The 22,875-nt window shown below is 40.2% G+C and carries 25 protein-coding genes; 5 read left to right on the forward strand and 20 right to left on the reverse strand.

What is annotated here, in order from left to right; genetic code table 11:
- Window positions 1-23: 23 nt before the first annotated feature.
- Complete coding sequence (locus VKA52_RS05015) at window positions 24-407, reverse strand: Spx/MgsR family RNA polymerase-binding regulatory protein (RefSeq protein WP_160914986.1); 384 nt, start codon at window positions 405-407, stop codon at window positions 24-26.
- 246 nt (window positions 408-653) lie between these two features.
- On the opposite strand from VKA52_RS05015, the gene VKA52_RS05020 reads away from it, so the two are divergent.
- The gene (locus VKA52_RS05020) at window positions 654-899 is read left to right on the forward strand and encodes a DUF2626 domain-containing protein (protein ID WP_146812856.1); all 246 of its coding nucleotides are present in this window, start codon (window positions 654-656) and stop codon (window positions 897-899) included.
- Window positions 900-961: 62 nt separating this feature from the next.
- On the opposite strand, the gene VKA52_RS05025 is transcribed toward VKA52_RS05020, so the two are convergent.
- A complete protein-coding gene (locus tag VKA52_RS05025) occupies window positions 962-1,585 on the reverse strand; it encodes an MBL fold metallo-hydrolase (RefSeq protein WP_326314427.1) in 624 nt (207 codons plus the stop codon).
- A gap of 184 nt (window positions 1,586-1,769) precedes the next feature.
- On the opposite strand from VKA52_RS05025, the gene VKA52_RS05030 reads away from it, so the two are divergent.
- Complete coding sequence (locus tag VKA52_RS05030; protein ID WP_307725367.1) at window positions 1,770-1,943, forward strand: DUF2759 domain-containing protein; 174 nt, start codon at window positions 1,770-1,772, stop codon at window positions 1,941-1,943.
- A gap of 55 nt (window positions 1,944-1,998) precedes the next feature.
- On the opposite strand, the gene VKA52_RS05035 is transcribed toward VKA52_RS05030, so the two are convergent.
- From VKA52_RS05035 to VKA52_RS05060, 6 genes are all read right to left on the reverse strand, one after another.
- On the reverse strand, window positions 1,999-2,787 hold the full coding sequence (locus tag VKA52_RS05035; RefSeq protein ID WP_160914990.1) for an ABC transporter permease: 789 nt from the start codon (window positions 2,785-2,787) through the stop codon (window positions 1,999-2,001).
- 13 nt (window positions 2,788-2,800) lie between these two features.
- Window positions 2,801-3,487 carry an ABC transporter ATP-binding protein gene (locus tag VKA52_RS05040; RefSeq protein WP_326314428.1) on the reverse strand — a complete coding sequence of 229 codons (687 nt, stop codon included), beginning with the start codon at window positions 3,485-3,487 and terminating at the stop codon, window positions 2,801-2,803.
- A gap of 337 nt (window positions 3,488-3,824) precedes the next feature.
- Window positions 3,825-5,705, reverse strand: coding sequence for an LTA synthase family protein (locus VKA52_RS05045; protein WP_326314429.1), 1,881 nt, complete (start codon window positions 5,703-5,705; stop codon window positions 3,825-3,827).
- A 298-nt stretch (window positions 5,706-6,003) separates the two neighbouring features.
- Window positions 6,004-6,960: an ROK family glucokinase gene (locus VKA52_RS05050; RefSeq protein ID WP_326314430.1), complete on the reverse strand. Its 957-nt coding sequence runs from the start codon at window positions 6,958-6,960 to the stop codon at window positions 6,004-6,006.
- Window positions 6,960-7,175: a YqgQ family protein gene (locus VKA52_RS05055; protein WP_160914998.1), complete on the reverse strand. Its 216-nt coding sequence runs from the start codon at window positions 7,173-7,175 to the stop codon at window positions 6,960-6,962. Before VKA52_RS05055 ends, VKA52_RS05050 begins: the two co-directional genes overlap by 1 nt.
- A 65-nt stretch (window positions 7,176-7,240) precedes the next feature.
- Entirely contained in the window at window positions 7,241-8,722 is a 1,482-nt protein-coding gene (locus VKA52_RS05060; RefSeq protein ID WP_326314431.1) for a spore germination protein, read from the reverse strand.
- A 138-nt stretch (window positions 8,723-8,860) separates the two neighbouring features.
- Here VKA52_RS05060 and VKA52_RS05065 point away from each other — a divergent pair, with 138 nt between their 5' ends.
- A complete protein-coding gene (locus VKA52_RS05065) occupies window positions 8,861-9,712 on the forward strand; it encodes a hypothetical protein (RefSeq protein ID WP_326314478.1) in 852 nt (283 codons plus the stop codon).
- On the opposite strand, the gene VKA52_RS05070 is transcribed toward VKA52_RS05065, so the two are convergent.
- The 5 genes from VKA52_RS05070 to rpmG form a co-directional block, all read right to left on the reverse strand.
- Window positions 9,709-11,238: a rhomboid family intramembrane serine protease gene (locus VKA52_RS05070; RefSeq protein WP_326314432.1), complete on the reverse strand. Its 1,530-nt coding sequence runs from the start codon at window positions 11,236-11,238 to the stop codon at window positions 9,709-9,711. The genes VKA52_RS05065 and VKA52_RS05070 overlap by 4 nt on opposite strands.
- 108 nt (window positions 11,239-11,346) lie before the next feature.
- Window positions 11,347-11,532: a hypothetical protein gene (locus VKA52_RS05075; protein ID WP_160915006.1), complete on the reverse strand. Its 186-nt coding sequence runs from the start codon at window positions 11,530-11,532 to the stop codon at window positions 11,347-11,349.
- Window positions 11,533-11,562: 30 nt separating this feature from the next.
- Window positions 11,563-12,546, reverse strand: a complete 984-nt coding sequence (locus tag VKA52_RS05080; protein ID WP_326314433.1) for an L-lactate dehydrogenase — start codon at window positions 12,544-12,546, stop codon at window positions 11,563-11,565.
- A 92-nt stretch (window positions 12,547-12,638) separates the two neighbouring features.
- Window positions 12,639-13,208 carry a 5-formyltetrahydrofolate cyclo-ligase gene (locus tag VKA52_RS05085; RefSeq protein WP_326314434.1) on the reverse strand — a complete coding sequence of 190 codons (570 nt, stop codon included), beginning with the start codon at window positions 13,206-13,208 and terminating at the stop codon, window positions 12,639-12,641.
- A gap of 100 nt (window positions 13,209-13,308) precedes the next feature.
- Window positions 13,309-13,458: a 50S ribosomal protein L33 gene (gene rpmG / locus VKA52_RS05090; protein WP_035509116.1), complete on the reverse strand. Its 150-nt coding sequence runs from the start codon at window positions 13,456-13,458 to the stop codon at window positions 13,309-13,311.
- 183 nt (window positions 13,459-13,641) lie between these two features.
- On the opposite strand from rpmG, the gene VKA52_RS05095 reads away from it, so the two are divergent.
- Entirely contained in the window at window positions 13,642-14,019 is a 378-nt protein-coding gene (locus tag VKA52_RS05095; RefSeq protein ID WP_326314437.1) for a hypothetical protein, read from the forward strand.
- A complete protein-coding gene (locus VKA52_RS05100) occupies window positions 14,016-14,465 on the forward strand; it encodes a hypothetical protein (protein WP_326314438.1) in 450 nt (149 codons plus the stop codon). The genes VKA52_RS05095 and VKA52_RS05100 overlap by 4 nt, the downstream gene beginning before the upstream one ends.
- A gap of 199 nt (window positions 14,466-14,664) precedes the next feature.
- Here VKA52_RS05100 and phoU read toward each other — a convergent pair whose 3' ends face one another.
- The 7 genes from phoU to VKA52_RS05135 form a co-directional block, all read right to left on the reverse strand.
- Window positions 14,665-15,324: a phosphate signaling complex protein PhoU gene (phoU, locus tag VKA52_RS05105; RefSeq protein WP_160915013.1), complete on the reverse strand. Its 660-nt coding sequence runs from the start codon at window positions 15,322-15,324 to the stop codon at window positions 14,665-14,667.
- Window positions 15,325-15,343: 19 nt separating this feature from the next.
- The gene (gene pstB, locus VKA52_RS05110) at window positions 15,344-16,192 is read right to left on the reverse strand and encodes a phosphate ABC transporter ATP-binding protein PstB (protein WP_326314439.1); all 849 of its coding nucleotides are present in this window, start codon (window positions 16,190-16,192) and stop codon (window positions 15,344-15,346) included.
- A gap of 22 nt (window positions 16,193-16,214) precedes the next feature.
- A complete protein-coding gene (gene pstA, locus VKA52_RS05115) occupies window positions 16,215-17,093 on the reverse strand; it encodes a phosphate ABC transporter permease PstA (RefSeq protein WP_326314440.1) in 879 nt (292 codons plus the stop codon).
- Complete coding sequence (gene pstC / locus VKA52_RS05120; protein WP_326314441.1) at window positions 17,093-18,040, reverse strand: phosphate ABC transporter permease subunit PstC; 948 nt, start codon at window positions 18,038-18,040, stop codon at window positions 17,093-17,095. The genes pstA and pstC overlap by 1 nt, the downstream gene beginning before the upstream one ends.
- Before the next feature lie 79 nt (window positions 18,041-18,119).
- A complete protein-coding gene (locus VKA52_RS05125) occupies window positions 18,120-19,118 on the reverse strand; it encodes a PstS family phosphate ABC transporter substrate-binding protein (protein WP_326314443.1) in 999 nt (332 codons plus the stop codon).
- A gap of 211 nt (window positions 19,119-19,329) precedes the next feature.
- On the reverse strand, window positions 19,330-21,477 hold the full coding sequence (locus VKA52_RS05130) for a peptidoglycan D,D-transpeptidase FtsI family protein (protein WP_326314444.1): 2,148 nt from the start codon (window positions 21,475-21,477) through the stop codon (window positions 19,330-19,332).
- A gap of 85 nt (window positions 21,478-21,562) precedes the next feature.
- Window positions 21,563-22,798 (reverse strand): MFS transporter, encoded by a 1,236-nt coding sequence (locus VKA52_RS05135; protein ID WP_326314445.1) that lies wholly within the window; start codon window positions 22,796-22,798, stop codon window positions 21,563-21,565.
- Window positions 22,799-22,875: the final 77 nt, after the last annotated feature.

Here is a 22,875-nt window from a genome sequence, read left to right on the forward strand (position 1 = left end):
CCCCTCTTCGAGGGACGATGCTTTTATGAGATATTTTGTTTATATTCCATTCTTTTATCTGTAATCCCACGAAGTCCATCCAAATCGTATCCGATGACTAATTTATTTCCATTGGTCAAGATTGGACGCCTCAACAGCTTAGGCTTCTCAATAACCAAGTCCAGAAATTCATTCAAGGTTAAGTCCTCTACGTCTAGGTCAAGTGTTTTAAACTCTTTACTTCTTTTCGCTAAAATTTCATCAATCCCATGAGTGGTCAGTGAGAGGATCCTTCTTAATTCGTCAGCGGTAGGAGTCTCACGGAACAGGTGCTGTTCGTTAAAATCCACCCCTTGACTCTTTAACCATGATTTCGTGCGCCGACAGGATGTACAACTTGGGTATGTGTAGAATTTTAACTCTTCCATGTTTAACGCTCCTCGCTTTTTTTGTGTAAGTTTATTGTATATTGATTGTATAACCTTTGTACAATATTTTAAACTCCTTTTTTCATTTAGACAAATATTTTTCACAACTTGGCGGGTTAAAGAATAAGCGCAACTGGGAATACAAATACTGAGAAATGAAAGATGAATACGTTTTATTTACAATTGTATCCGGGTCGTTTATAATATGAATGATAGTTTAACGATAGAAAAGGAGGGGGAAAAAGCATGGATCGAATGTTTCGAGTACTGGCCTTTTGGACAGGTATCTTCGCTGTCATGTTCTATACAGGCGATATGATGGAAGCTTCCTTATTATCACTAGTTCAAACGGCTTTTTTCCTTACTATTGGTTACCTTAAGCTGTCAGAACGTATGTATGTGTACATATTTTTCTCATACTTGACAGTCTTTATGATTGGATTCACGTATTATTGTTCCTTTATCTTAGTACCAGGATTTGGCGGACACTAAAAAAAGAACCTGTCATCCTTTTTAAGGATGACAGGTTCTTTTTTTAATGCTCATCACACGGATTAATTAAGGAATGGATTCTCTTCCCGCTCTTCACCGATTGTAGTCGGCTGGCCGTGGCCTGGAAAAATGCGCATATCATTCCGTAACGGGAAAAGCTGTTCCCTTATACTTTTCTCAAGAACCTCACGGCTTCCTCCCGGTAAATCCGTACGTCCAATACCTCGCTGAAACAAGGTGTCTCCAGCAATCGTAAGACGCTGATTTCTAAATACAAAGGAAACACTTCCCGGTGAATGTCCCGGAGTATGACGGACTTCAAATGGGAAGTCCCCTATTTGCATTTCACCTAGCTCAAAATAGTAATCCGCTGGTCGAGCTGTAATTTGCCCTAAACCGAATAAGGCCGAGCCATTCTTTTGTGGATCCCCCAGCCATTCCGCTTCTTTTTCATGTATGTAGACGGGAGCCTCATAAGCATCTCTTACGGCATCAACGGCTCCTATATGGTCGAAGTGAGCATGTGTTAACAGGACCGCTATTACATCAAGTTTCCTTTCCTGTAAATAGTTCTGCAACTTTTCGAAATCCCCACCCGGATCAACGACTAGCGCTTTATGGTTTTCATGGATGATATAAGCATTTGTAGCGATCGGTCCAAGCGGCAACCTGGTTATTTTCTTCATTTTTTCCACCTCATTTATTCGTTTCTTTATACGTTTATCGGCTTTATCGTACAATGTGTAAAAATAATGTAGATAACTCGACAATTTTTTGTTTATACTATAAAATAGATAAGTACCAATAATAACTACATATAGTATAACATCTATCCTTTATGGATGATAATAATGAAAAGAGACTTAGGGGGTGCTGAATTTGGTAACAGCTATTCTTCTTTTACTCGTAACAATCTTATGTGTTTGGGCAATTTTCCGTGAACTTAAAACAAAAAACTTCTTTGCTGTTCTTTTCGCAGGTGCATCAGCATTGATTTTCGGATGGTTCTCAGTCATGACGATCTGGTACAACTTATTTGGTTAAACCATAAAAAGCATGCAGACCTTTTGGTCTGCTTGCTTTTTTTAGAAAGATCATATTAGGAGCGTGAACTTCTAATCTCTTCATCCGTTTGCAACAGTTGTTTATTTTTATTGAAAAAGTACCTGTACATACATAAAGTAATGAACATGGCACTTAATGAAACAGAAGAGAAAATACTGAGGGATATGACTAACTGATACTTGATGGCCATGACAGGTGAAACACCACCAAGAATCAAACCAGTCATCATTCCCGGCAACTGTACAAGGCCAATCGTCTTCAGACGGTCGACATTAGGTATCAAAGAAGCATGTAATGTATTCTGAACGATCAAATGAGAGGCCTGCTTCGGCTCTGCTCCTAAAGACAAGGAAGCGAGCAAGCGGCCATTGTTTTCTTTAAACTCATTTTTCATTCGTTCAAGAGCAAGCCCCATAGCAGTCATACTGTTGCCAATGACCATCCCACTCATAGGAATGACTTCAGAAGGTTTAAACTGGATCATGTCAAATAGGAGCCATAAACTCAGTACACCTACCTCAATGGCCAAAAGTCCTCCAAAAAGAATAAATCCGACATAAGGCAAGTCCTTCCCCTTTTGTCTTGCGTGAAAAGTAGCAATGATGATCATAACTGTTAACATAAACGGAATCCCATAAAGAGCGGGTAGGTCAAAAAGGAATGTTAATATGTAACCAATAGCAAACAACTGGACCGTTCCTCGAACGGTGGACCAGATAACGTTTTTGCTTACACCAAGCTGGTAGTAATAAGACAACGCCAAAGGGACGATAACGAAAATAATTAAAAAGTATAGCGACTGATTCGATATTTCTGGTTCCAAACCTTCTTCCTCCCTACTGCTCTAAAAACTTCGCAAGCTCTTTTGTTTTCGGATGATCAAACATATTAGGTATTTTTCCATCTTCTACAATCTGTCCATCACTAATAAACAACCCTCGGTTTCCAAGCCTCCGTGCTTGATTTAAATTGTGAGTAACCATAAGCATGGTAAGCTGATGCTCTTCCATCAAACACTCCAGTACCTCTTCAATCTCTTCTGCTGTGCGATAATCAAGAGCGCTGGTAGGCTCATCAAGAAGTAAAACTTCAGGTGAATTGGCTAATGTCCTTGCCAGAGATACCCGTTGCTTTTCCCCGCCCGAAAGCTGGTCTACATCTCTTTCCAGATAATTGGAAGGGAGTTGAACGTATTCCAATAGTTTTTTCCCTTGTTGGTCGTCCCATTCATTAAATAAAGACGGTCCATATTTAATGTTATCCAATACGGTTCCCGGGAATAGATTCGGTGCCTGAAGAACAAGACCTACTTGTTTTCTTAAATCAGTGATGGAATGTTGTTCAATCGGTTCCCCTTTAAAATAAATGGACCCCTGCTCAGGGTCATTCAAACGGTTCAATAAGAACAATAATGTGCTCTTCCCAGCGCCCGAGGGGCCGAAAAGGATGACTTTATCCTGTTTTTCCATTGTAAAATTAATATCTTGAAGAACCCCTTGGTACACATGTTCAAAACGAAACATACCTTTCCCTCTCTCCATAAAACATTGTTTGTAAATATCATTACCCTTATATGTATGAATTTATGTGAACAGCGAGTAAAAGCTCCCTACTCTAACTACTACCAGCCGCTTTAGTGGGTGGATACGTTATCTATTCACGAGTAATCTTTACCCCTCCTTGTTCACCTTCATAAAGTTTATCAGTTTTTTATAAAGAATTCTAAAATACAACCCTCAAATGGGTGCGAGTTTGCTTCAGCTTTACTACAACTTAGGCCGAAGTGTTTTATTACAGCGTTCCTCACTTCTTATATCAAAAAAATAAAGCCGCTAAGACAATGTCTCAGCGGCTTTTCCCTTATTTTTCTGTTTGATTAAACTCGTAAAACCTGAACAAGTCTCCATAAATGATATTATCTGAGTAATTCATTTCTTTACTTACCTTTTCTTTAATAGGCTGGCATACTTGAGCGTCTTCTTCAGGGAGAGGTTCTCCTGAGGAACGATCATAACACGTTTCATTTGAATACAAATAATCATCTGTAATAAAGCTGCCGTCTCTTAAAGCAACGAAGTCTTTATTCTTTTCTGCGAACATATTATCACCGAAGGTTAAGTCTCCGTTTTCTTCAATACCTAGGAGGTGGAGTAATGTCGGTTTAACATCAATTTGACCAACCACCTTATCTTGCACTCCGCCTTCTTCATACCCAGGAATGTGAATCATAAATGGTACTCGCTGAAGTTGGGTTTGCACAAAAGGATCGACTTCTTTTCCTAGGAGTTGGCCCATAGCTTTATTGTGAAAATCACTAATTCCATAATGGTCCCCCATTAAAACGATGATGGAATCATCATATATACCGGCATCTTTCAACTGTTGGAAAAATTGTTCCAACGCTTCATCCGTGTAACGAGCGGTTTGGAAATAGGAGTTCAACGTTTTTGAATTGGAATCGTATTTATCGATATTTGCTTTTTCTTCAGGAAGTTCAAATGGAAAATGGTGAGTCAAAGTAATAAATTTGCTATAAAACGGTCTTTCCTGTGATTGCAAATATTTAATGGATTGTTCAAAAAACGCTTTGTCTTCCAGCCCCCAGCCGAAAGAGTTCTCAGGGGTAACTTCGAACGATTTCTCATCATAGAACTGGTCATACCCTACGTTGTCATACATGACATCCCTGTTCCAAAAGCTTGCGTTATTGGCATGAAAAACAGAGGTTTCATAACCTTCTTGATTCAATATTTCAGGCAGAGCATTGTACTCGTTCCCTGCATGTGTGAAATACACAGAACCTCTTCCCAAAGGATAAAGGGAGTTTTCAACAATGAACTCCGAATCAGAGGTTTTCCCTTGGGCCGTTTGATGGTAAAAGTTTTCAAATGTGATAGTGTCCTTACTTTGTTTCAGATCATTAAGGAAAGGTGTCGTTTCTGTTCCGTTAATCTCGGAATCAAATAGAAAGTTCTGGAAGGACTCCACACTTACAAATATGACGTTCTTATCTTCTGCAATTCCATATAGCTCTGAATCCTTGTTCGTTTGGTCAGGCGATGTTTCCTTCAAATACGTCTCAATTTCACTAATTTCACTGCCATCTGCAAAAACTCGCTGGGCCTTTGTTTTTGTCTGCATCGTTGCATCATACAGATGATAGTTGTAAATGCCGATATTCTTCACAAGATATTCACGGTCGAAGGCCCGTACGAAAAGCATCGGACGCTCAATCTCTGCAAGCACAACATTCCCCGCCAAAAGCAGAAAAGTAACGGCAGTCACTGCAATCTTCCCACGCTTCGGCATCATCACTGATAGGTTAAATTTCTGTCTGCTCAAATACCATACGAGCGCCACATCAGCAAAGATAAAAATGTCTTCGATGTGAAGCAAGGTCAGAAAACTACCAGTAAGGTCTGCAGCATTGTTTCCCTGGAACAGCACAGGAATCGTAATAAAATCGGTAAAGTTCCTATAGAAAATTAAATTTAAGAATAAGACCAATGAACCGATCAACGTCGTCCAGCGTAAATATTTCATTTGATTTTTAGGTTTCAGCCACACACTGATTGCGAAAATCAAATAGGCACTTGCAATTGGATTAAATAAAAGTATGAATTCTTGCATTGGATTCTCAATCGATAAATCGAACATGAATCTATACACGACATAAGTCTTCAGACCAAACAACAATGTCGCAATGATAAATAATGGCATGTTCTTCATTCTCCATTGCATCATGGTTCCTCCTCTAGTACGATACTGATCAATTTTAACAAAAATTAACCAGGTTCCTTATCTTCTTTAACATTTTCCACTTATAATCCATATTAAACTCTTTCTTCATATATGACGTAATTGGTCCCATAAAAGTTTCATAAAATTTACATTTTCCATCATCTGCAAAATGATAGGATGGAGCTTTTCTTATCATAAGACAAAAACATGATAAAAAGAAGTCTTGACGATTAAAATTTTTTTACAAATTTTATACAATTGAAACATAAAAAAGTTGGAGCTCCAGGCTCCAACTTTTTTATGTATTCTTTTTCACTAAGAAAGCTCCTCCAATTACACCTGCATCATTCCCTAACTCAGCTATACCGAAACTCGATGCTTCCGCCGTTCTTGGTAAGGCATATTTCCGGTACGCTTTTTCAAGAGGGACCAACAGTAAATCACCTGCTCGGGAGACTCCCCCACCAATCACGATTTTTTCCGGGTTGATCGCAATCGCCATGTTTGCAATCGCCATTCCAAGGACATCGGTAATCTCCGAAATCACACCACTTGCCGCTTCATCACCAGCCTCAGATGCTTCGAATACATCTTTGGAGGTCAATGTTCCCTCATTTATATAAGCGTTCAGTTTAGATTCCGGGTGGTATTCCGCTGCTTCTTTCGCTTTTCTGACAATGCCTGTCGCTGAAGAAACAGTCTCAAGACACCCGGTTTTTCCACAGTTACAAGGAGCTCCTCCATCAGGCACAACTGTGACATGGCCGATCTCGGCTGCAGTACCGTTGGCACCATTAAGAATCTGGCCGTTTGCAATAATGCCACCACCTACACCTGTACCAAGAGTAACAGCTATGAGCTCTGTGCACCCTTCTCCCGCCCCTAGCCAGTTCTCTCCTAAAGCAGCTAAATTCGCATCGTTATCCACCCATACGGTCATTCCAGTCAATTCTTTAAGAAGGTTACCGAAATCAAAATCTTTCCAACCAATATTCACGGCTTCATGAATATAGCCGGTAGTCGTATCCACAAACCCTGGTGCTCCTGCGCCAATCCCCACAACCATCGAAGAGTCAATCGTCTCTTCTTTCAAAGTGTTTGTAATGGACACTGCGATATCAGAAGGAATCGCTTCTCCCTGATTATCTGTATTCGTTGGGATCTCCCATTTTTTAACGATTGTACCATTCTCATCAATAATAGCTAATTTTACAGTCGTTCCACCGATATCTGCACCGATATAGTAATGATTCATTACTTTTCCTCCCCCAGTTGACGATCCTTTTGTTTCGCAATTTCACTTCTTAAAAGCAGAATAGCCATTTGAAAGTCTTCGGAAGGCATACATTGGGATTTGTACAACTCCCTTACTTCATCTTCCATCATTTCTAAATCGGCCAATCTGTCGCCTATGTAAATAATCGTTCCGAATTTTTTCAAGTATTGCTGAATATCATAAATCGTTTTCATTTTTCATCACCACCATACATTATACCAATACCTACACAACTTGAAAACGTAAAAACCCCGATCGATCAACGATCAGGGTCATCCGGGTGTAGAAATGCCGGTCTTCGGTTTTTTAAAGGAATCGGGGAACGAAGTAAAACATCTCTTAACGGTTTCCATGAAAAAGGTAAGAACGGCCATAAGTACGGTGTTTTGAAAGACTTCATGCTGGAAACATAAAGGAGCCAGAGGGTCACTCCCACTACATATCCTTTTAATCCAAATAACCCCGTGACAAGAAGAAGCACAAGCCTTGTTATTCGATCGGCTAGTCCTAATTCGTAACTCGGTGTAGCAAACGTACCTATAGCTGCAAGGGCTAAATACAAGACCACTTCACTTGAGAACATCCCAACCTCTACAGCCACTTGGCCAATCAATATGGCAGCTACTAACCCAAGAGCTGTTCCCAGTGTAGATGGGGTATGGATGGCTGCCATCCGCAGCATGTCTATACCTACTTCGGCAATCAAAAACTGGATGATGAGCGGCAAGGTCCCCGTGTCGGTGGGTCCAATGAATGCAAGAGCTTCTGGAAGCAAATCCGGTCTCTTAGAGAAAAGAAAATATAGAGGAAGAATAAAAATGGATGCAAAGAAACCAAAAAATCGAACAGCACGTAAATACGCACCTACCAACGGTTTCTGACGATATTCTTCTGCGTGCTGTAAGTGATGCCAAAAAGTTGATGGAGTAATCATGACACTCGGTGATCCATCTATAATGACGAGAATATGCCCTTCATACAAGTGGGCAGCTGCCGTGTCGGGACGTTCTGTGTAACGGATAACTGGATAGGGGTTCCAGTAACGACCGCTGATATATTCATCAATGGTCTTTTCTGCCATCGGAAGCGCATCCGTATCAATCTCCTGCAATACGTTCTTCAATTCTTCGACACGGTCGGAGTCTGCAATATCTTTGATATAGCAAATACACACATCCGTTAATGACCGGCGGCCGACTTGCAAATATTCCATTCTCAAAGAACGGTCTCTAATCCTTCTCCTCGTTAAAGCCGTATTGAAGATAATGGTCTCTACAAAACCATCCCTCGAGCCTCTCACTACTCTCTCAAGATCAGGTTCCTGAAGCCCGCGAACAGGATAAGTGCGTGCGTCAATCATAATGATCTCATCGACGCCTTCAACAACTAATGCTGTTGGCCCTGCCAATACCCAATCTGCCGCTGCATTCAAATCTTTTTTCTTCTCTAACTCTACATAGGGAAGATGGGTTTTTAATAATTTTTCAAGGGGGTCCGGTTCCAGTTGATCAGGGTCCAGCCTAGAGAGAAGCTTCATTAAATAGTGAAGAATATCATCTTTTACGAAACCATCCACAAGAAATAAGGACATCCCTCGTCCAGCGTAAACCAGGTCAAGATGAACCATGTCAAAACTTTCTTCTACTCCGAGCCGATCTTTGAGATACGATACATTTTTTTCATAACTATCAAATAAGCGTTGTTCTTCCAAAACGCACCCTCCTCTTAACCTTCTGCGCATAGTTTCTTCCAAATTCATTTATTCATACACTAAGGGAAGAGAGAGGATTATACGCATGTCCACGGTAAATGGAACATATCTTGAAATATAAATCACCTATGCAGAGAGGATGTATGAGGAGATGATGGTTTGAGAAAAGTGTGGGTACAATGGGTACTTGGTCCTTTGGCCTTAGCCATAATTATCGCAATCTATACTCAATACTTTAATGAAGAAGCGGTCATCAAATATTTTCCATTAGATGACAGAAGTGAATTTCAATCTTACGGCACATCCTTGAATTTTGCTTCCCAAGAAGATGAGGATGAATATGAAATCCTATGGAATATGTTTTCTGAAAGTGATAAAGCCATGTACTTAAGACAGGATGTCTCCCTTTTATATGTAAACGGGCGACTAAAAGGCGTGGTGAGCAAGTGGGAGGAAAACACATCAAAAATTAAGAAAGAAACGTCCTTACACGGGGAGGATAGCCAAAAATATCAGGCGATCTCTTTCCATCATGGAGAAATTCATGAGGAGAGTGGTCCGATTAAAAGCATCCAGGCAAGTTCGAAGGACGAGCTTTATGTCATTGATTCCCCTCACTCCAAGCGGACCGCATTCAAAAAACCAGCAAATCAAGAGGAGGAGGAATGGAAAAAGAGACTGGACCACTCCATTCAGCAACAACTGGAAGTTCAATGGGAAGAGTTGCTGACGCACTATGGCATAAACAAAGAAGACTACACACTTGTACCTTTGACTGATCTCGCAGACTACAAAGACAAGCCCTTACCTGGAACGAATGAAGATGACACTGAACGAATCAAAGGACAGCTATGGGAAGGTTTATATAAAAACTATGTGCTGGGCATCAGCGATACAAAATCTTCCCACCCGATTCAGAGCTATATTCCACTCATTCTTTTTGATAAAAAAGGGAAGCATTTGATCGTCCTTTATGAGGATGATACCGGAAAAAAACATCGGCTCATTCAGTCCTATTAACGGAGGCTGTCGTATAGTTCTTTAAAATCCTTTTGATCGGGATTAAGGTCAGCGGCTTGTTCTGCATGGTCAGCCGCTTTCTCTTCTTCACCGTCCTGCTTGTATAATAGCGCTAAATTATAATGTGCCTCTGCCATCTCAGGGGAAAGTTCCAAAACACGAAGCAAATCTTTCCTTGCTGCACTGGTCTCACCTTTTTGTAAATACGCAAAAGATCGATTAAAAAGAAGAGCAGCCTCATATTCACCAGGTTCTCGCAAAGCTTCACTAGTGATTTCAATCACTTGATCATAGGCACCCGATTGATTTAGTTCCTGCGTCTCCTGTACCTCACTAAAGCCATTCCCGCTATTGAACAGTCCCATATAACCAGTTAATGCCATACCTGAGATAAGTAATAAATAGGCAACAAGAGCAGTCAGCTGTTTAAAGCCCTTCTTCTGTTTAGGCATACGGACCACAGCAGTTGCAATAAAACCACCAACCATTCCACCGATATGGGCTCCATTATCGATTTGTGGAACGAGAAGCCCGAATGAGATATTAAGTAGAACGATAAAAATAAGATTCCAGCCCATTGTTCGAAAAAACAACTGTTTATGCTGGACACCAAAAAACAAGAGAGCCCCGAACAACCCGAAAATGGCACCTGATGCTCCAGCCGCTACATGAGGATTCAGCATAAAACTCGCCACACCGCCAAACAAACCTGAAAGTAAATAGATCCATGTGAAACGCCGAGTGCCATATAATTTCTCAACGGCCGTACCTAAGTAGTAAAGGGCGAACATATTCATGAATAGATGAAGAAACCCTATGTGCAGAAACATAGAAGTAGCGATTCGCCACCATTCCCCATCCATAATGGCGGGGTTGAATTTTGCGCCGTACTGTATAAGGGTTTCCACCGAAGTACTATCACCCACCCATTCAATGTAAAGAAAAATCAATACATTGATAGCAAGTAAAAAGTAGGTCATTCGAGGTTTGCCATAATCGAAAATGGACATAACTTGTTTTCTTTGATCTTGTTGTTTCTTAACAAGCTGATGCTTCAAATAGGGCAGCATGGACTCCATTTCGCTTTCACTCACGTGTTGATCAATGAGAGGTTCATCTAATTCAAAAGCATCGTAAAGTTTTTTCTTCTCTCTAGTTTTGCTTTCATTATCCATATAGTAAAGGAAGATGGGATTTTTTTGTGAAGCGATATCTTTTTCAACATTTTCCCACTCTTCCACAGGAGGGTGTTCTGAAACATACACTACATGGAACTGAACTTTTCCGCCACGGAATAATTTTTTATTTTGAGACAACTGGCGATAAGCTTTCTCAAGGTCCCTCCGCAGCTCATTTCTCCAATTGATTTGTTTATGTGTTAAGCGGATGACATGGGTCTGCCAATCCTGCTCCTTCTCAAGCCATATTTCCCCTTGTTCTGTACTCATATTAAGCACTTGAAAATCTTGCGCTACAACAAGGTCATAGGTAAGTTTCCATAAATAATACTCTTGTTCAATAAACACGTTGCACCCCCTCAATTACACCTTCATCATATCATGTCCTTTTGTTAAGGAGCTAACTGAAAGCATTGAAAAAAGCCGTCAGGAAGATACCCTGACAGCTTATTATATTCATAGCCCACGAAACATTTGTGAAAGAAATTTTTGGCGAATCCAAGGAATGTTCATGGACAAACGAACAAGAAGCTTACGAAGAAAAGGAACCTTCGTAACAATGTCCAACGCTTTGTACCGGTATTTATAAACCGTTGCTGCAACCGAGCCGATGATCATGACCCATCTGAAAAATTGACGCATCTCATCCACCTCTTCTTTATTTAGGTGAACTTATTTTTCGCTTGGGTCGTCTTCCTTATACACATAGTTATGAACAACAGGTTCCATTGCCTCTTTCAATAAGGAAGCAGACGCGTGAAACTTTTTCATTTCATCTTGATCAAGGTCCAATTCAATGATTTCTTGAATCCCTTTGCGATTTACAATCGCAGGCACACCTATATAAAGATCATCCATACCATACTGCCCCTGTAGATAACCAGAGACTGTTAAAACTGCATTCTCATTATGAAGAATCGCTTTTGTTAGTCGGACAAGCCCCATGGCAATCCCATAATGAGTCGCCCCTTTGCGGGCGATAATATGATAGGCAGCATCCCTGACTTGTTCAAAAATACCTTCAAGGTCATTTTCATCATACAAATCAGGATGATCTTTAATACGGTCGAAAACAGAGCGTCCAGCTACATTTGCGTGACTCCAAACCGGAAGTTCAGAGTCTCCGTGTTCCCCCATGATATACGCATGCACATTTCGTGTATCTATATCGAAATATTCACTTAGTTTGAAACGGAGTCGGGCTGTATCCAGAATCGTCCCTGATCCAATGACACGTTCAGCAGGAAGACCGGAAAACTTCCAAGTCATATAGGTCAGAATATCAACAGGATTTGTTGCTACCAGGAAAATACCATCGAAACCACTCTCCATAACAGAGCCAACAATGGATTTGAATATAGCCGTGTTTTTTTCAAGCAAATCCAACCTTGTTTCCCCCGGTTTCTGATTCGCTCCTGCCGTAATAACGACTAGATCAGCGCTTTCACAATCGGCATAATCCCCAAACCATATCTTCTTGTTTGAGGGGGCAAAGGCAAGACCATGATTCAGATCCATCGCATCGCCTTCAGACTTCTCTTTGTTCAAATCAATCATAACCAATTCATCCGCAACTCCCTGGTTCAATAAAGCAAACGCATAACTCGAACCCACCGCACCTGTACCGATTAATGCTACTCGATTTACATGTTCCAATCCAATCCCTCCTTCATTAATCTAACCCTATTATAACTTATAACTTTGCTCACAATTTCACAATGAATGAATGTTTTGTGAAACCTTTAGAACTAAAGATGGTATGTAAATCGCAGTCCGCTTTCTGTAAGCACATATTCCACTCTTTGATCGAATTCTTCAATAGGAAGTGGCGAGTATTTTTGTCGATCGGAAGCAATCATTACTGTTTTCCCACGAAAGCCTTCAATGAATCGATCAAAATATCCTCCTCCGTACCCTATTCTGTAACCTTTTTCATCAAATAAAAGACCTGGTACAAGAAGAAGATCCATTTCATTTTTCTCCACTAAAGATGAGCTCTCAGGCTTGGGTTCCCTTAAACCAAAATAGACTCTTTCTAATTGATCATACTTCTCCAAATGATAAAAATCCATCTCTCGATTCTGAGGAATACATTTGGGCACGACCATTTTCTTGCCGGTCCGCCATCCTTCCTCAATTATAGGCTCTGTAGACCATTCATGCGTCTGAGATAATGTAACCCCCACGACCTCAGCATTCTTCCATAGTTCGCTTTTGAACAACGTCTCATGCATTTTTGCTTCTAGATGGAGTCTATCTTTTAAACTGATCTCCTGAAGAATCTTCCTTCCTTTAAACCTAAGTTCATTCTTTTCCAAACCAACACCTCCCCTTCTGCTTACATACATTGTTTAATAACAAATAGGCTCGCGAGTAGCATTTGGATATAAAAAAAACAGTAGGAAATAATCCTACTGCTTACTTTGTTTCACGGTGAAGCGTGTGCTTCCCTACGCGTGGGCTATATTTCATAAGCTCTAGACGCTCTGGGTTTTTACGCTTGTTTTTTGTGCTAATATAATTGCGGTCACCAGTTTCGGTGCATGCAAGTGTAATGTTTACGCGCATTATTATTCCTCCTAATCATAAAAGCTATTCACTGTCTCATTCACATTATCAGACTAATTCATAATACCAAAAACGATTGGACCTTTCAAGTAGTTATTCAGCTAAAAACGGTGAAATATCCCATAGCCACGCATCTGTATCTATGATATAAATAAATGTGGACAACCAAAGGAGTGATACAGCTTGATTTATGTGATTGGTACATTGGCTGCTGTTGCCCTTGGTCTTTTTATTCTTTCATACTTCATGAATGACAGGATGAAAGAACTTGAAAACCAAGTCGAACAGGTCAATATGACAATGATGCAAAGCAACTACCAGCTAAAAAAGAAAATGAAGGTTTTAGAAGAAGAGCTTCTGGCTGAAGATTTAACCCAGGAAATCATGAAACAACCTCTGAAGAAAAAAGAAACTCCCCGTAGCCTTCCCTTAGTAGATACGGTTCTATCCATGTATCAAAAGGGATATAAAACTCATTACATAGCAAAACAGACGAATTTGAGTGAGTATGATGTTCAGTCGATGATTCAACAGCAAAAAACTGGCGGTGTTCAGTCATGAAACAGTGGATACGCTCCTATTCTCTGGGCTTACTTACAGCGGTGATTGTGTTTGCTATATCCTACTGGAATATAGAAGCCACATCCTCTCCAGCCCCAGAAAAAGAGTACACAGCGGATGAAATGATTGAAAAGCTCCAAAGTGAAGGGTATCGAACAATAACTACGGACGAGTGGAAAGCTCTTAAAGAAAGTGACAACAGGGAGTCATCCACACCTACCCCTGTTGAAGAGCCTGTAACGACTTTTTCTATTGACATCGTCTCAGGCACTACAACTGATGATATCAGTGAAAAATTGATCCAGGCCAATATCATAAAAGATGCAAATGAATTTGAATCCTTCATGAGAGATAATGATTACAGCCGCTACATTCAGATTGGTCAGGCTACACTAAATTCAGGAATGTCACATCAGGAAATCGCTGAAGCTATTACATCCAAATAAAAAAAGCCGCAAAATAGCGGCTTTTTTTATTTTCCTCTTTTAAAGAAACATGTTCCGACATCACCTTAATAATCCAGAGTAATATATAAATCCCCTGTAGATCCAAATAGCGAACGCTTATTTGGAATAATAGAGATGAAATGACTTCCAGACTAAAAAGACATGAATCGAAGCCATCGATTCATGTCTTTTGTTTCTCCTATTTGTTCAAATCATACGTTCTACCCTTCACCAGATAGAAGATACTTTCGCCGATGTTGGTTATATGATCAGCAAAGCGCTCAATATATCTGGCTATATAAGCCATCTGCATGATGTGCTGGATCTGCTGTGGATTTATTGCCGTCAATTCAAGCATTTCTTTTACAATCGAACCATACTTTTTATCAACAACATCATCCATTTCAGCCAGCTTATTCGCTAACGAAATATCTTCATACTCGAATGATTTAATGGCCAGATCTACCATATCCATAGCCAGGACAGCCATTTCACGCAACTCAGGATCTACTTCAATCCCATGTTGCTCACCTAAGTGAATCGTTGCTTTCGCAATATTAGTCGAATGATCAGCCATGCGTTCCAGGTCACTGGAAATCTTAATGGCAATGATGATCCTTCTTAAATCTCTCGCTACCGGCTGTTGCTTCGCCAGCATCAAAATAGCATCATCATTTATCTTTTCTTCCTTACGATCGATGACTGCGTCGTCTTCCAAGATTTTTTTTGCAGCCTCTACATCCCCTTGATACAAGACATGGATTGCTTGATCAAGTGAATCTTTTGCATCATGAGCTAACTCTTTAATTTGTTTCTTTAAGTCCTCGAGTTCTTCTTCAAAATGAACACGGATTGACATAGTATATCCCCCCTGAAAATTAGCCGAAGCGTCCAGTAATATAGTCTTCTGTTCGCTTATCGTGAGGGTTTTGGAACAAGTTATCTGTGTCAGCGAACTCTATTAATTCTCCATTTAGGAAAAAGGCTGTTTTATCTGAAATACGCGCGGCTTGCTGCATGTTGTGTGTAACGATAATAATACTGTATTTTTCTTTCAACTCCTGAACAAGCTCTTCTACTTTTGCCGTAGAAATCGGGTCTAATGCTGAAGTCGGCTCGTCCATCAAGATAACATCAGGTTCAACTGCTAAAGCACGGGCGATACAAACACGCTGCTGCTGTCCACCAGATAGACTGTAGGCATTTTCATTTAGACGATCTTTCAGCTCATCCCAAATCGCCGCATCTCTTAAACTTTTCTCTACAATTTGATCCAATACTTCTTTCTTTTTAATTCCGTGGATTCTTGGTCCGTATGCTACATTATCATAGACACTCTTAGGAAATGGGTTAGGTTTTTGGAACACCATTCCTACCTTTGTGCGAAGGTATTCTTCTTTATATTTACTGCTGAAGATCTCCTGATCACGATACTTAATTGATCCGGAAGTCTTTACGATTGGAACCATTTCCACCATGCGGTTTAATGTTTTCAAGAACGTCGATTTTCCGCACCCGGAAGGTCCGATTATCGCAGTCACCTGCTTCTCTGGTACCTCCATACTCACTTCATATAAAGCCTGGTCTGAGCCATACCATAAGTTCAAGTCATTCACTTCGATAATGCTATTCGTTTTCTCTTTTCTAATTCCCTCTTTTTTAACCTCAGGCTTCGCAGTTCCCTGGTTTACCTCTTTATTTGTTTTCTCTTCCATTACTTTATTCATATTGAAACCCTCCTCATCCTAATTAAAGACGTCGTTGATATTTGTTTCTGATCAAAACAGCAATTGAATTCATGAGTAGCAATAAGGCTAAAAGAACAATAATTCCTGCTCCTGCAACATACTGCCATTCTTCCTGCGGTCTACCTGTCCAGTTGTAAATCTGAATCGGCATGACGGTATATTTAGCCAGCAATGAGTCTGGCAACGTGTAAATGGCAGTGGCTGCACCTACAATAATTAAGGGCGCAGTCTCACCAATGGCACGGGACAAAGCGATAATGGCACCGGTAAGAATCCCCGGAATAGCTGCAGGAAGAATAACCCGGGCAATGGTTTGCCATTTGGAAGCTCCCATACCATAAGATGCTTCCTTAATTTCAGCTGGTACTGATCGGACAGCTTCTTGAGCAGCTACTACAATGACAGGAAGAATCAACAACGCCATTGTTAAGCCACCAGCAATGAGTGTATAACCAAAGTTAAACATATAAACAAAGAAAGTTAATCCTAATAGTCCGAATACAATGGAAGGTACACCAGCTAAGTTTTGAATGTTCACTCTAATAAACTCCGTGAATTTATTTTTAGGTGCGTACTCTTCCAAATAAATGGCTGTTGCAACCCCAATGATGACGGCAAATATTGCAACAATAATCATTAAGAAAATGGATCCGATTAATCCGGCATAAATACCAGCTTCTTCTGGATATGGTGCAGGGAAGTTCAAAATATAATCAAGACTTAAATAACCAATTCCTTGAGTCAATACACGATAAAAAAGTAAGACTAGAAAGACTAATCCCACTGCAGTAGCCAGACCGAACAAGACCATGAGGATTTTGTTGACGGCTACTCTCCCTTCCATACGTTTCTTAATATTTTGTTCATTTTGACCAAGCATCAATATTCCTCCCTGAACTTACGAGAAATGTACTGTGCAATAAGGTTCATGACGAGTGTAAAAACAAACAATGTCATTCCTACTGCATACAAACTGTAATAAATAGTAGATCCGAAAGTGGTATCCCCTGTTGCTGCCTGCACAATGAAAGCAGTCATGGTTTGAATCGATTCTGTCGGATTGAAGGTTAGGTTAGGTGTAGCCCCTGCTGCAATCGTTACAATCATTGTTTCTCCGATAGCTCTTGAAATTGCAAGAACGATGGATGCGATGATTCCAGAAAGTGCGGCAGGTAAGACTACCTTAAATACAACTTCCAGTTTTGTTGCACCTAATCCGTAAGCTCCTTCCCGTAAAGCATTAGGAACAGAGTTCATAGCATCTTCTGAAAGAGACGCCACCATGGGAATAATCATAATACCGACTACGAACCCACCACTTAGGGCGTTAAAAATTCCCAAATCAGGAATGAAAGATTGGAACATTGGTGTGATGAACGTCAAAGCAAAATAACCATAAACGACAGTCGGAATACCTGCTAAAACTTCAAGCACAGGTTTAATCACACGTCTTACTTTATCATTTGCATATTCACTCAAAAATATGGCAGACATAAGTCCCAATGGTACAGCTACCAGCGTAGCAATCAAAGTGATGAGTAACGTACCACCAATCAACGGAGCGACTCCATACTCACCAGACCAAGGTGACCAGCTTGTACCTGTATAAAAATCAACTAAAGACACATTGGAAAAGAAGCCAATAGACTCTCTCAACAAAGTAAACAATATCCCTACAGTTGTTAGAACACTAACTGCAGCACAAAGAAGCAAGAAAAAAGGAATGATTTTCTCTATTCTTTCCCCAAGATTTTTCTTCTTCTTATTCCTTTCAATCATTTGTTGGACGTCAATCATTTTTCCCTCTGATTGTAACCCCTTGTCCATGTTAAAATCTCCTCTCATCCATAAGGCAAGGTGAGACCCCAAATCAAGTCTCACCTTCCTTGTTAGGTTTTCAAATCAATTACTCTGCCCAGCTTTTCGCTGTTTCAAGTTGTTCTTGATACTTGTCTTCAGGAAGAGCTACATACCCTACTTCTTCAGCAGCTTTTCCAGCATTGTTCAATGTGTACTCTACGAAATCACGAACCTGTGCTTTTTCTTTATATGCATTCACGTTTACATAAGTGAATAGCGGGCGGGAAAGTGGTGTGTAAGAACCATCTTGAATTGTTTCAGGGTTTGGTTTTACAGCCTCATTGCCCTCTTCAGAAATCCCAAGAACTTTCAATACATCTTCGTTTTCAGCATAGTAAGCATATCCAAAGAATCCGATCGCATTTGGATCATTTTCAATACCGCGAACAAGTACGTTATCATCTTCAGAAAGTGTAGTGTTGGAACCTTCTTTCATTGGCTCTTCTTCAAGAATTACTTCATTGAAGTAATCGAATGTACCGGAATCATGTCCAGGGCTGAAGATTTTGATTTCTTCTTCTGGCCATTCTGGATTGATATCAGACCACATTTTAGCGTCAGAAGACTCAAGGAAGATTTGCTTCAATTGATCAATAGTCAATTCTTCAACGAAATCATTTTGCTGACTAACTACAACAGAAAGACCATCATATGCAAGTTCTAGTTCTTCTAGTTGAATGCCGTTTTCTTCAGCAGTTGCCTTTTCTTCTTCTTTGATAGGACGAGAAGCATTACTTAGATCAATTTCACCAACTGTAGATTTTTTGAATCCACCGCCGGAACCGGAAGAGTTAACTGTCACATTAACATCAGGGTTTTCCTGGTTGTATGTGTAAGTCAAGTTTTCCATGATCGGGAATACAGTAGAAGAGCCATCAATAGCAATTGGTCCAGATACTTCTTCAGAACCTTCAGCGTTTGAACCTTCTTCTGAGTTGTTGCCTTCTTCAGCTGCTGGTTCCTCTTCGGATCCTCCGCATGCAGCAAGTACTCCGAGCACTAGGATGAACATTAGCATTAGTGCTAAACTTTTAAAGTTTTTCATTTCTTTCTCCCCCTATTTTTGTGGTTATGTTTTGTGTCTGGCTGCTTGGCCAACTCACATTTTATATATTAACGAGAGAGTTTTAATGACATATGAACCAAACGTAAAGGTTTTGTAAATTGGCGATTTTTGTTGAATAAATACCCTTATATTTGTATTTTCCACATGATTTTCTCGTTCATATATAAAAAAAAGAGTGATACTTGTCGTATCACTCCTCAGTTTCTGCTTCTTCATCTGAATTATTCGTTTGTATTCCGTTTTCCTTACGTTCCTCTTTCAATTCAAAATACGCTTGGCCAATCCGGGCGCCAATGTTATTACTTATATTAAATGTGCTTGATGCCTCTTCTCCTAAATAAGGAGAGACAATGGAAAAAGCAATCTCCGGATCATTGGAAGGTGCATATCCAACCAAGGTTTTATTTAAAAGATTCTTATAGGTTGTTCTTTCACCATTTTCATCAAACTCTGCTTTAAATGATTGTGCTGTTCCTGTTTTTACAGCCATATTGTATTTTGCATAAGGTTCTTTAGAGAACACATGACTGGCTGTACCCTGATTCGTTTGAGCAACTTGCCTGAACCCTTCCTGGACTCTTTCAATATATGCTTGATCCATTTCAATCTGGTTCAATACCTGAGGGCTGTAATCTTTATACAAAGGACCCAACCCAGGTTCAAGTGACGGCTCATGAATACTCTTCACCAATCTAGGCTGCATTCTGTCACCACCGTTTGCTATGGTGGATACATATTGATTCAACTGCATCGGTGTATAGGTACTGAACTGGCCGATGGAAAAGTCCAAGATGTGTCCAGGAATCTGTGGTTCGCCTGTAACTCCCAAGCCTTCATACGGAAAATCAATACCCGTTTTAGCACCAAGTCCGAGCTGGTTAAAATTATAAATGAAATTGTCAAACGTGCCTGCTCTTAATGACAGGGAGTTCATATCATAATTGTTACTATACTCCCCTCCTAAATACATCGCAAGGAAGTACATATACACGTTCGATGATTGTTGAAGAGCTGCAATATCATTGACTGTTCCTATATTTGAGGTGTACGAACCTTTTTGATCTTTAGCAATTGTGATAGGTCTATCATTGATCCAAGTATTAGGAGTCACTGCTCCTTCATGTAAACCCGTTAGAACAGTCGCTCCTTTTACTACTGAACCAGGCATATAGGAATTATAAAGCGCCTGATGGGACGTATCAGAAAATCTGGATTCCCCTTCTCCAGGAGTTCTATTATAGGTTTGACCTGTAATCGCTAGTATTTCACCTGTATTTGGATCAGAAACGACTGCCACCGCATTTTCCAAGTGTCTATTTGCCCCAGGAGCCTCGCGAATTGCTGCTTCCAGCTCCTCCTGAACAATCTTATTCACTCTCTCCTGCAACTCCATATCAATGGTTAGAACGAGGTCTTTCCCTTTCTGCCCCTCACGGATAACCCTTGAATCAATGACTTGATTATTTTTATCGGTTTCATATTGCACTTTTTCTTTCGTGCCCCTCAGAACATCCTCATACTCTTGTTCTAGCCCGCTTGTACCTACACGGTCATTACGGCTGTAATCCAGGGACATGAAATAATCCAGTTGATCTCTCGGTACACCCTGTTCTTTCGATGTAATGCTTCCGATATAGCTGCGAAAAGTAGAGTCGTACGGATATGTACGCTCCCAATCTGAGGTTACATTGATCCCCGGCAACTCAGCTAAGTGCTCGGCTACTACAGAATATTCCCTTTCAGAAATATCAGCATTCTTTAAAACGTGAGGAGCTAAAGCGTAGGCTTTATCTAATTCCTTTTTAATTGCTATGATTTCTTTCGTTTGATTGTCATAGCCGGCAATTTCGTTTTCCTTAATACTATCTAATTGAAGTTGGTAGACTTCACCATTATCTAAATCAGACGTGTCTTCATTTTCAATACGTGCCGTGACTTCTTCCTGATTTTGAAGGAAGAAATATTCCTTCAAATCTCTATCCGTTAACTTTCCTTCAAATTCCATATCTATATACTTAGATATTTCTTCCGCTAACTGCAGCTTGTCTGTAGGCTGCACACCTTTTGGAGGGGTGTAGGTAATCGAATACAATGGTTGGTTATCAACCACTACACGTCCATACCGGTCATACATTTCTCCCCTTGGAACAGGTATGCTTGTCGTTGTGTTTTCTGTTCGGTCAATTTCATCCTGGGCCTCTTCCCCGTTAAGAATTTGAACGACCCCGAGTTGTAGTATAATCCCAGCAAATATAAGGAATACAACAAAAAACACCACGTTCAATCGGAAAGAAAGGTGTGACTTGTGTTTATTTTTGTTTTTATGCTTCTTCCCCATGAACTTCTCTCCTTCTTTTTATGCTTCATTCATTATAGCATTTTTCATGCACCATAGAATAGACGAAGCTCATGGGTTATTGGTTTCAATTATGTGTCGATTCCTTGCACTGAGTGTCAATACCCTTAACAAAGAAATAGATGAAGAAATGTCCCCCTCCGACAAGTAACAGAATATACGGTATGCCTGTTTCTGGTGGGATGAAAGTAATCGCAAAAAGAAAAATCACAATCGATAAAACTCTTCCGAAATTCAGGAAGATCTCGCGCACAACAATATATTCGATTCTCATTTCGGCAGCATTCCAAGATTTCCCTATCACATCATAGGTTAATGATATATATGGCACATAGAGCATAGGAAAGAAAACCCCTGCAACTCCTGCATAGATAAGCAATAGAGCCATGGTATCACTGAACAGCAGGATTAAGACACTCAAATATAAAGCCAATCCAGATATGAGGATTGCCTTCTTTCTGCGCCTGGGTTTAACCCAACGACTCACAAGGAAGTAAAAGAGAAAAGAAAAACCGGAATAAACCAGATTAAACACACCTAAAGACAATTCATCTTCAGTCATTAAGAAGATCCAGATAGAGACGGCAAATAAAAAAGTTCCTTCTCGAAATCCCTGCGAAACATGAGCATTTAGAATCCGTCTCCAATTTGAGTTGTTTTTTCTCTCTGTAACGATCCTACGGAAGGAGAAATGACCTTTGGCCTTCCTTCTTGATATCCCGAAACTTACAAGAACAGCAACAATGAACAAACCGAAAGAAATGGTGAAAATTACGGTATATCCCGTGAAGTTGTTCAATCTGGAAATGATATAACCGGCAAGTAACGGTCCTGTCATTCCTCCAAGAGATTGCAGCACCCCTAAAAAGCCATTGAAAAAATCACGGGTATCCGGTTCGGTAATTTCAAAGGTCAATACATTGTAGGCAAGCCAATAGAACCCATACCCTACCCCCAATAGTGATCCAAGCATAATATTAAATGTGGCTGCCCGCTCCCCAACAAGCAAAACGGTTAAAAAAAACAAAGAGAGAAAGGTCACTCCTGTTCTCAATACGATCACACGATCTATCCGCTTTGCACACTTTCCCGCTATTATGAAAGTTATTGGTTGTAAAACATAAATGGCTAAATTATAAAGAGCTATGTCAATGTAGCTATTGGATTGTTTCCATAAGTATATATTCACAAATGTACTGGATAAGAATATACCGAGAGAGTATAAGCCTCCAATGAGAAGTAACAGCAATAAATCTTTTGATACATTTTCGTGGCTGAGCCACACACGCAGCTTACTCACCATATCCATGTCTCCTTTGTGTTCACCTTTAGTGTTTTCAGAACAAAAGGAGATATACAAAAAGAGAGGCATGGATTAAT

The sequence above is a fragment of the Halobacillus sp. HZG1 genome, from assembly GCF_035818575.1.
In the GTDB taxonomy this organism is placed as follows: Bacteria; Bacillota; Bacilli; order Bacillales; family Halobacillaceae; genus Halobacillus; species Halobacillus litoralis.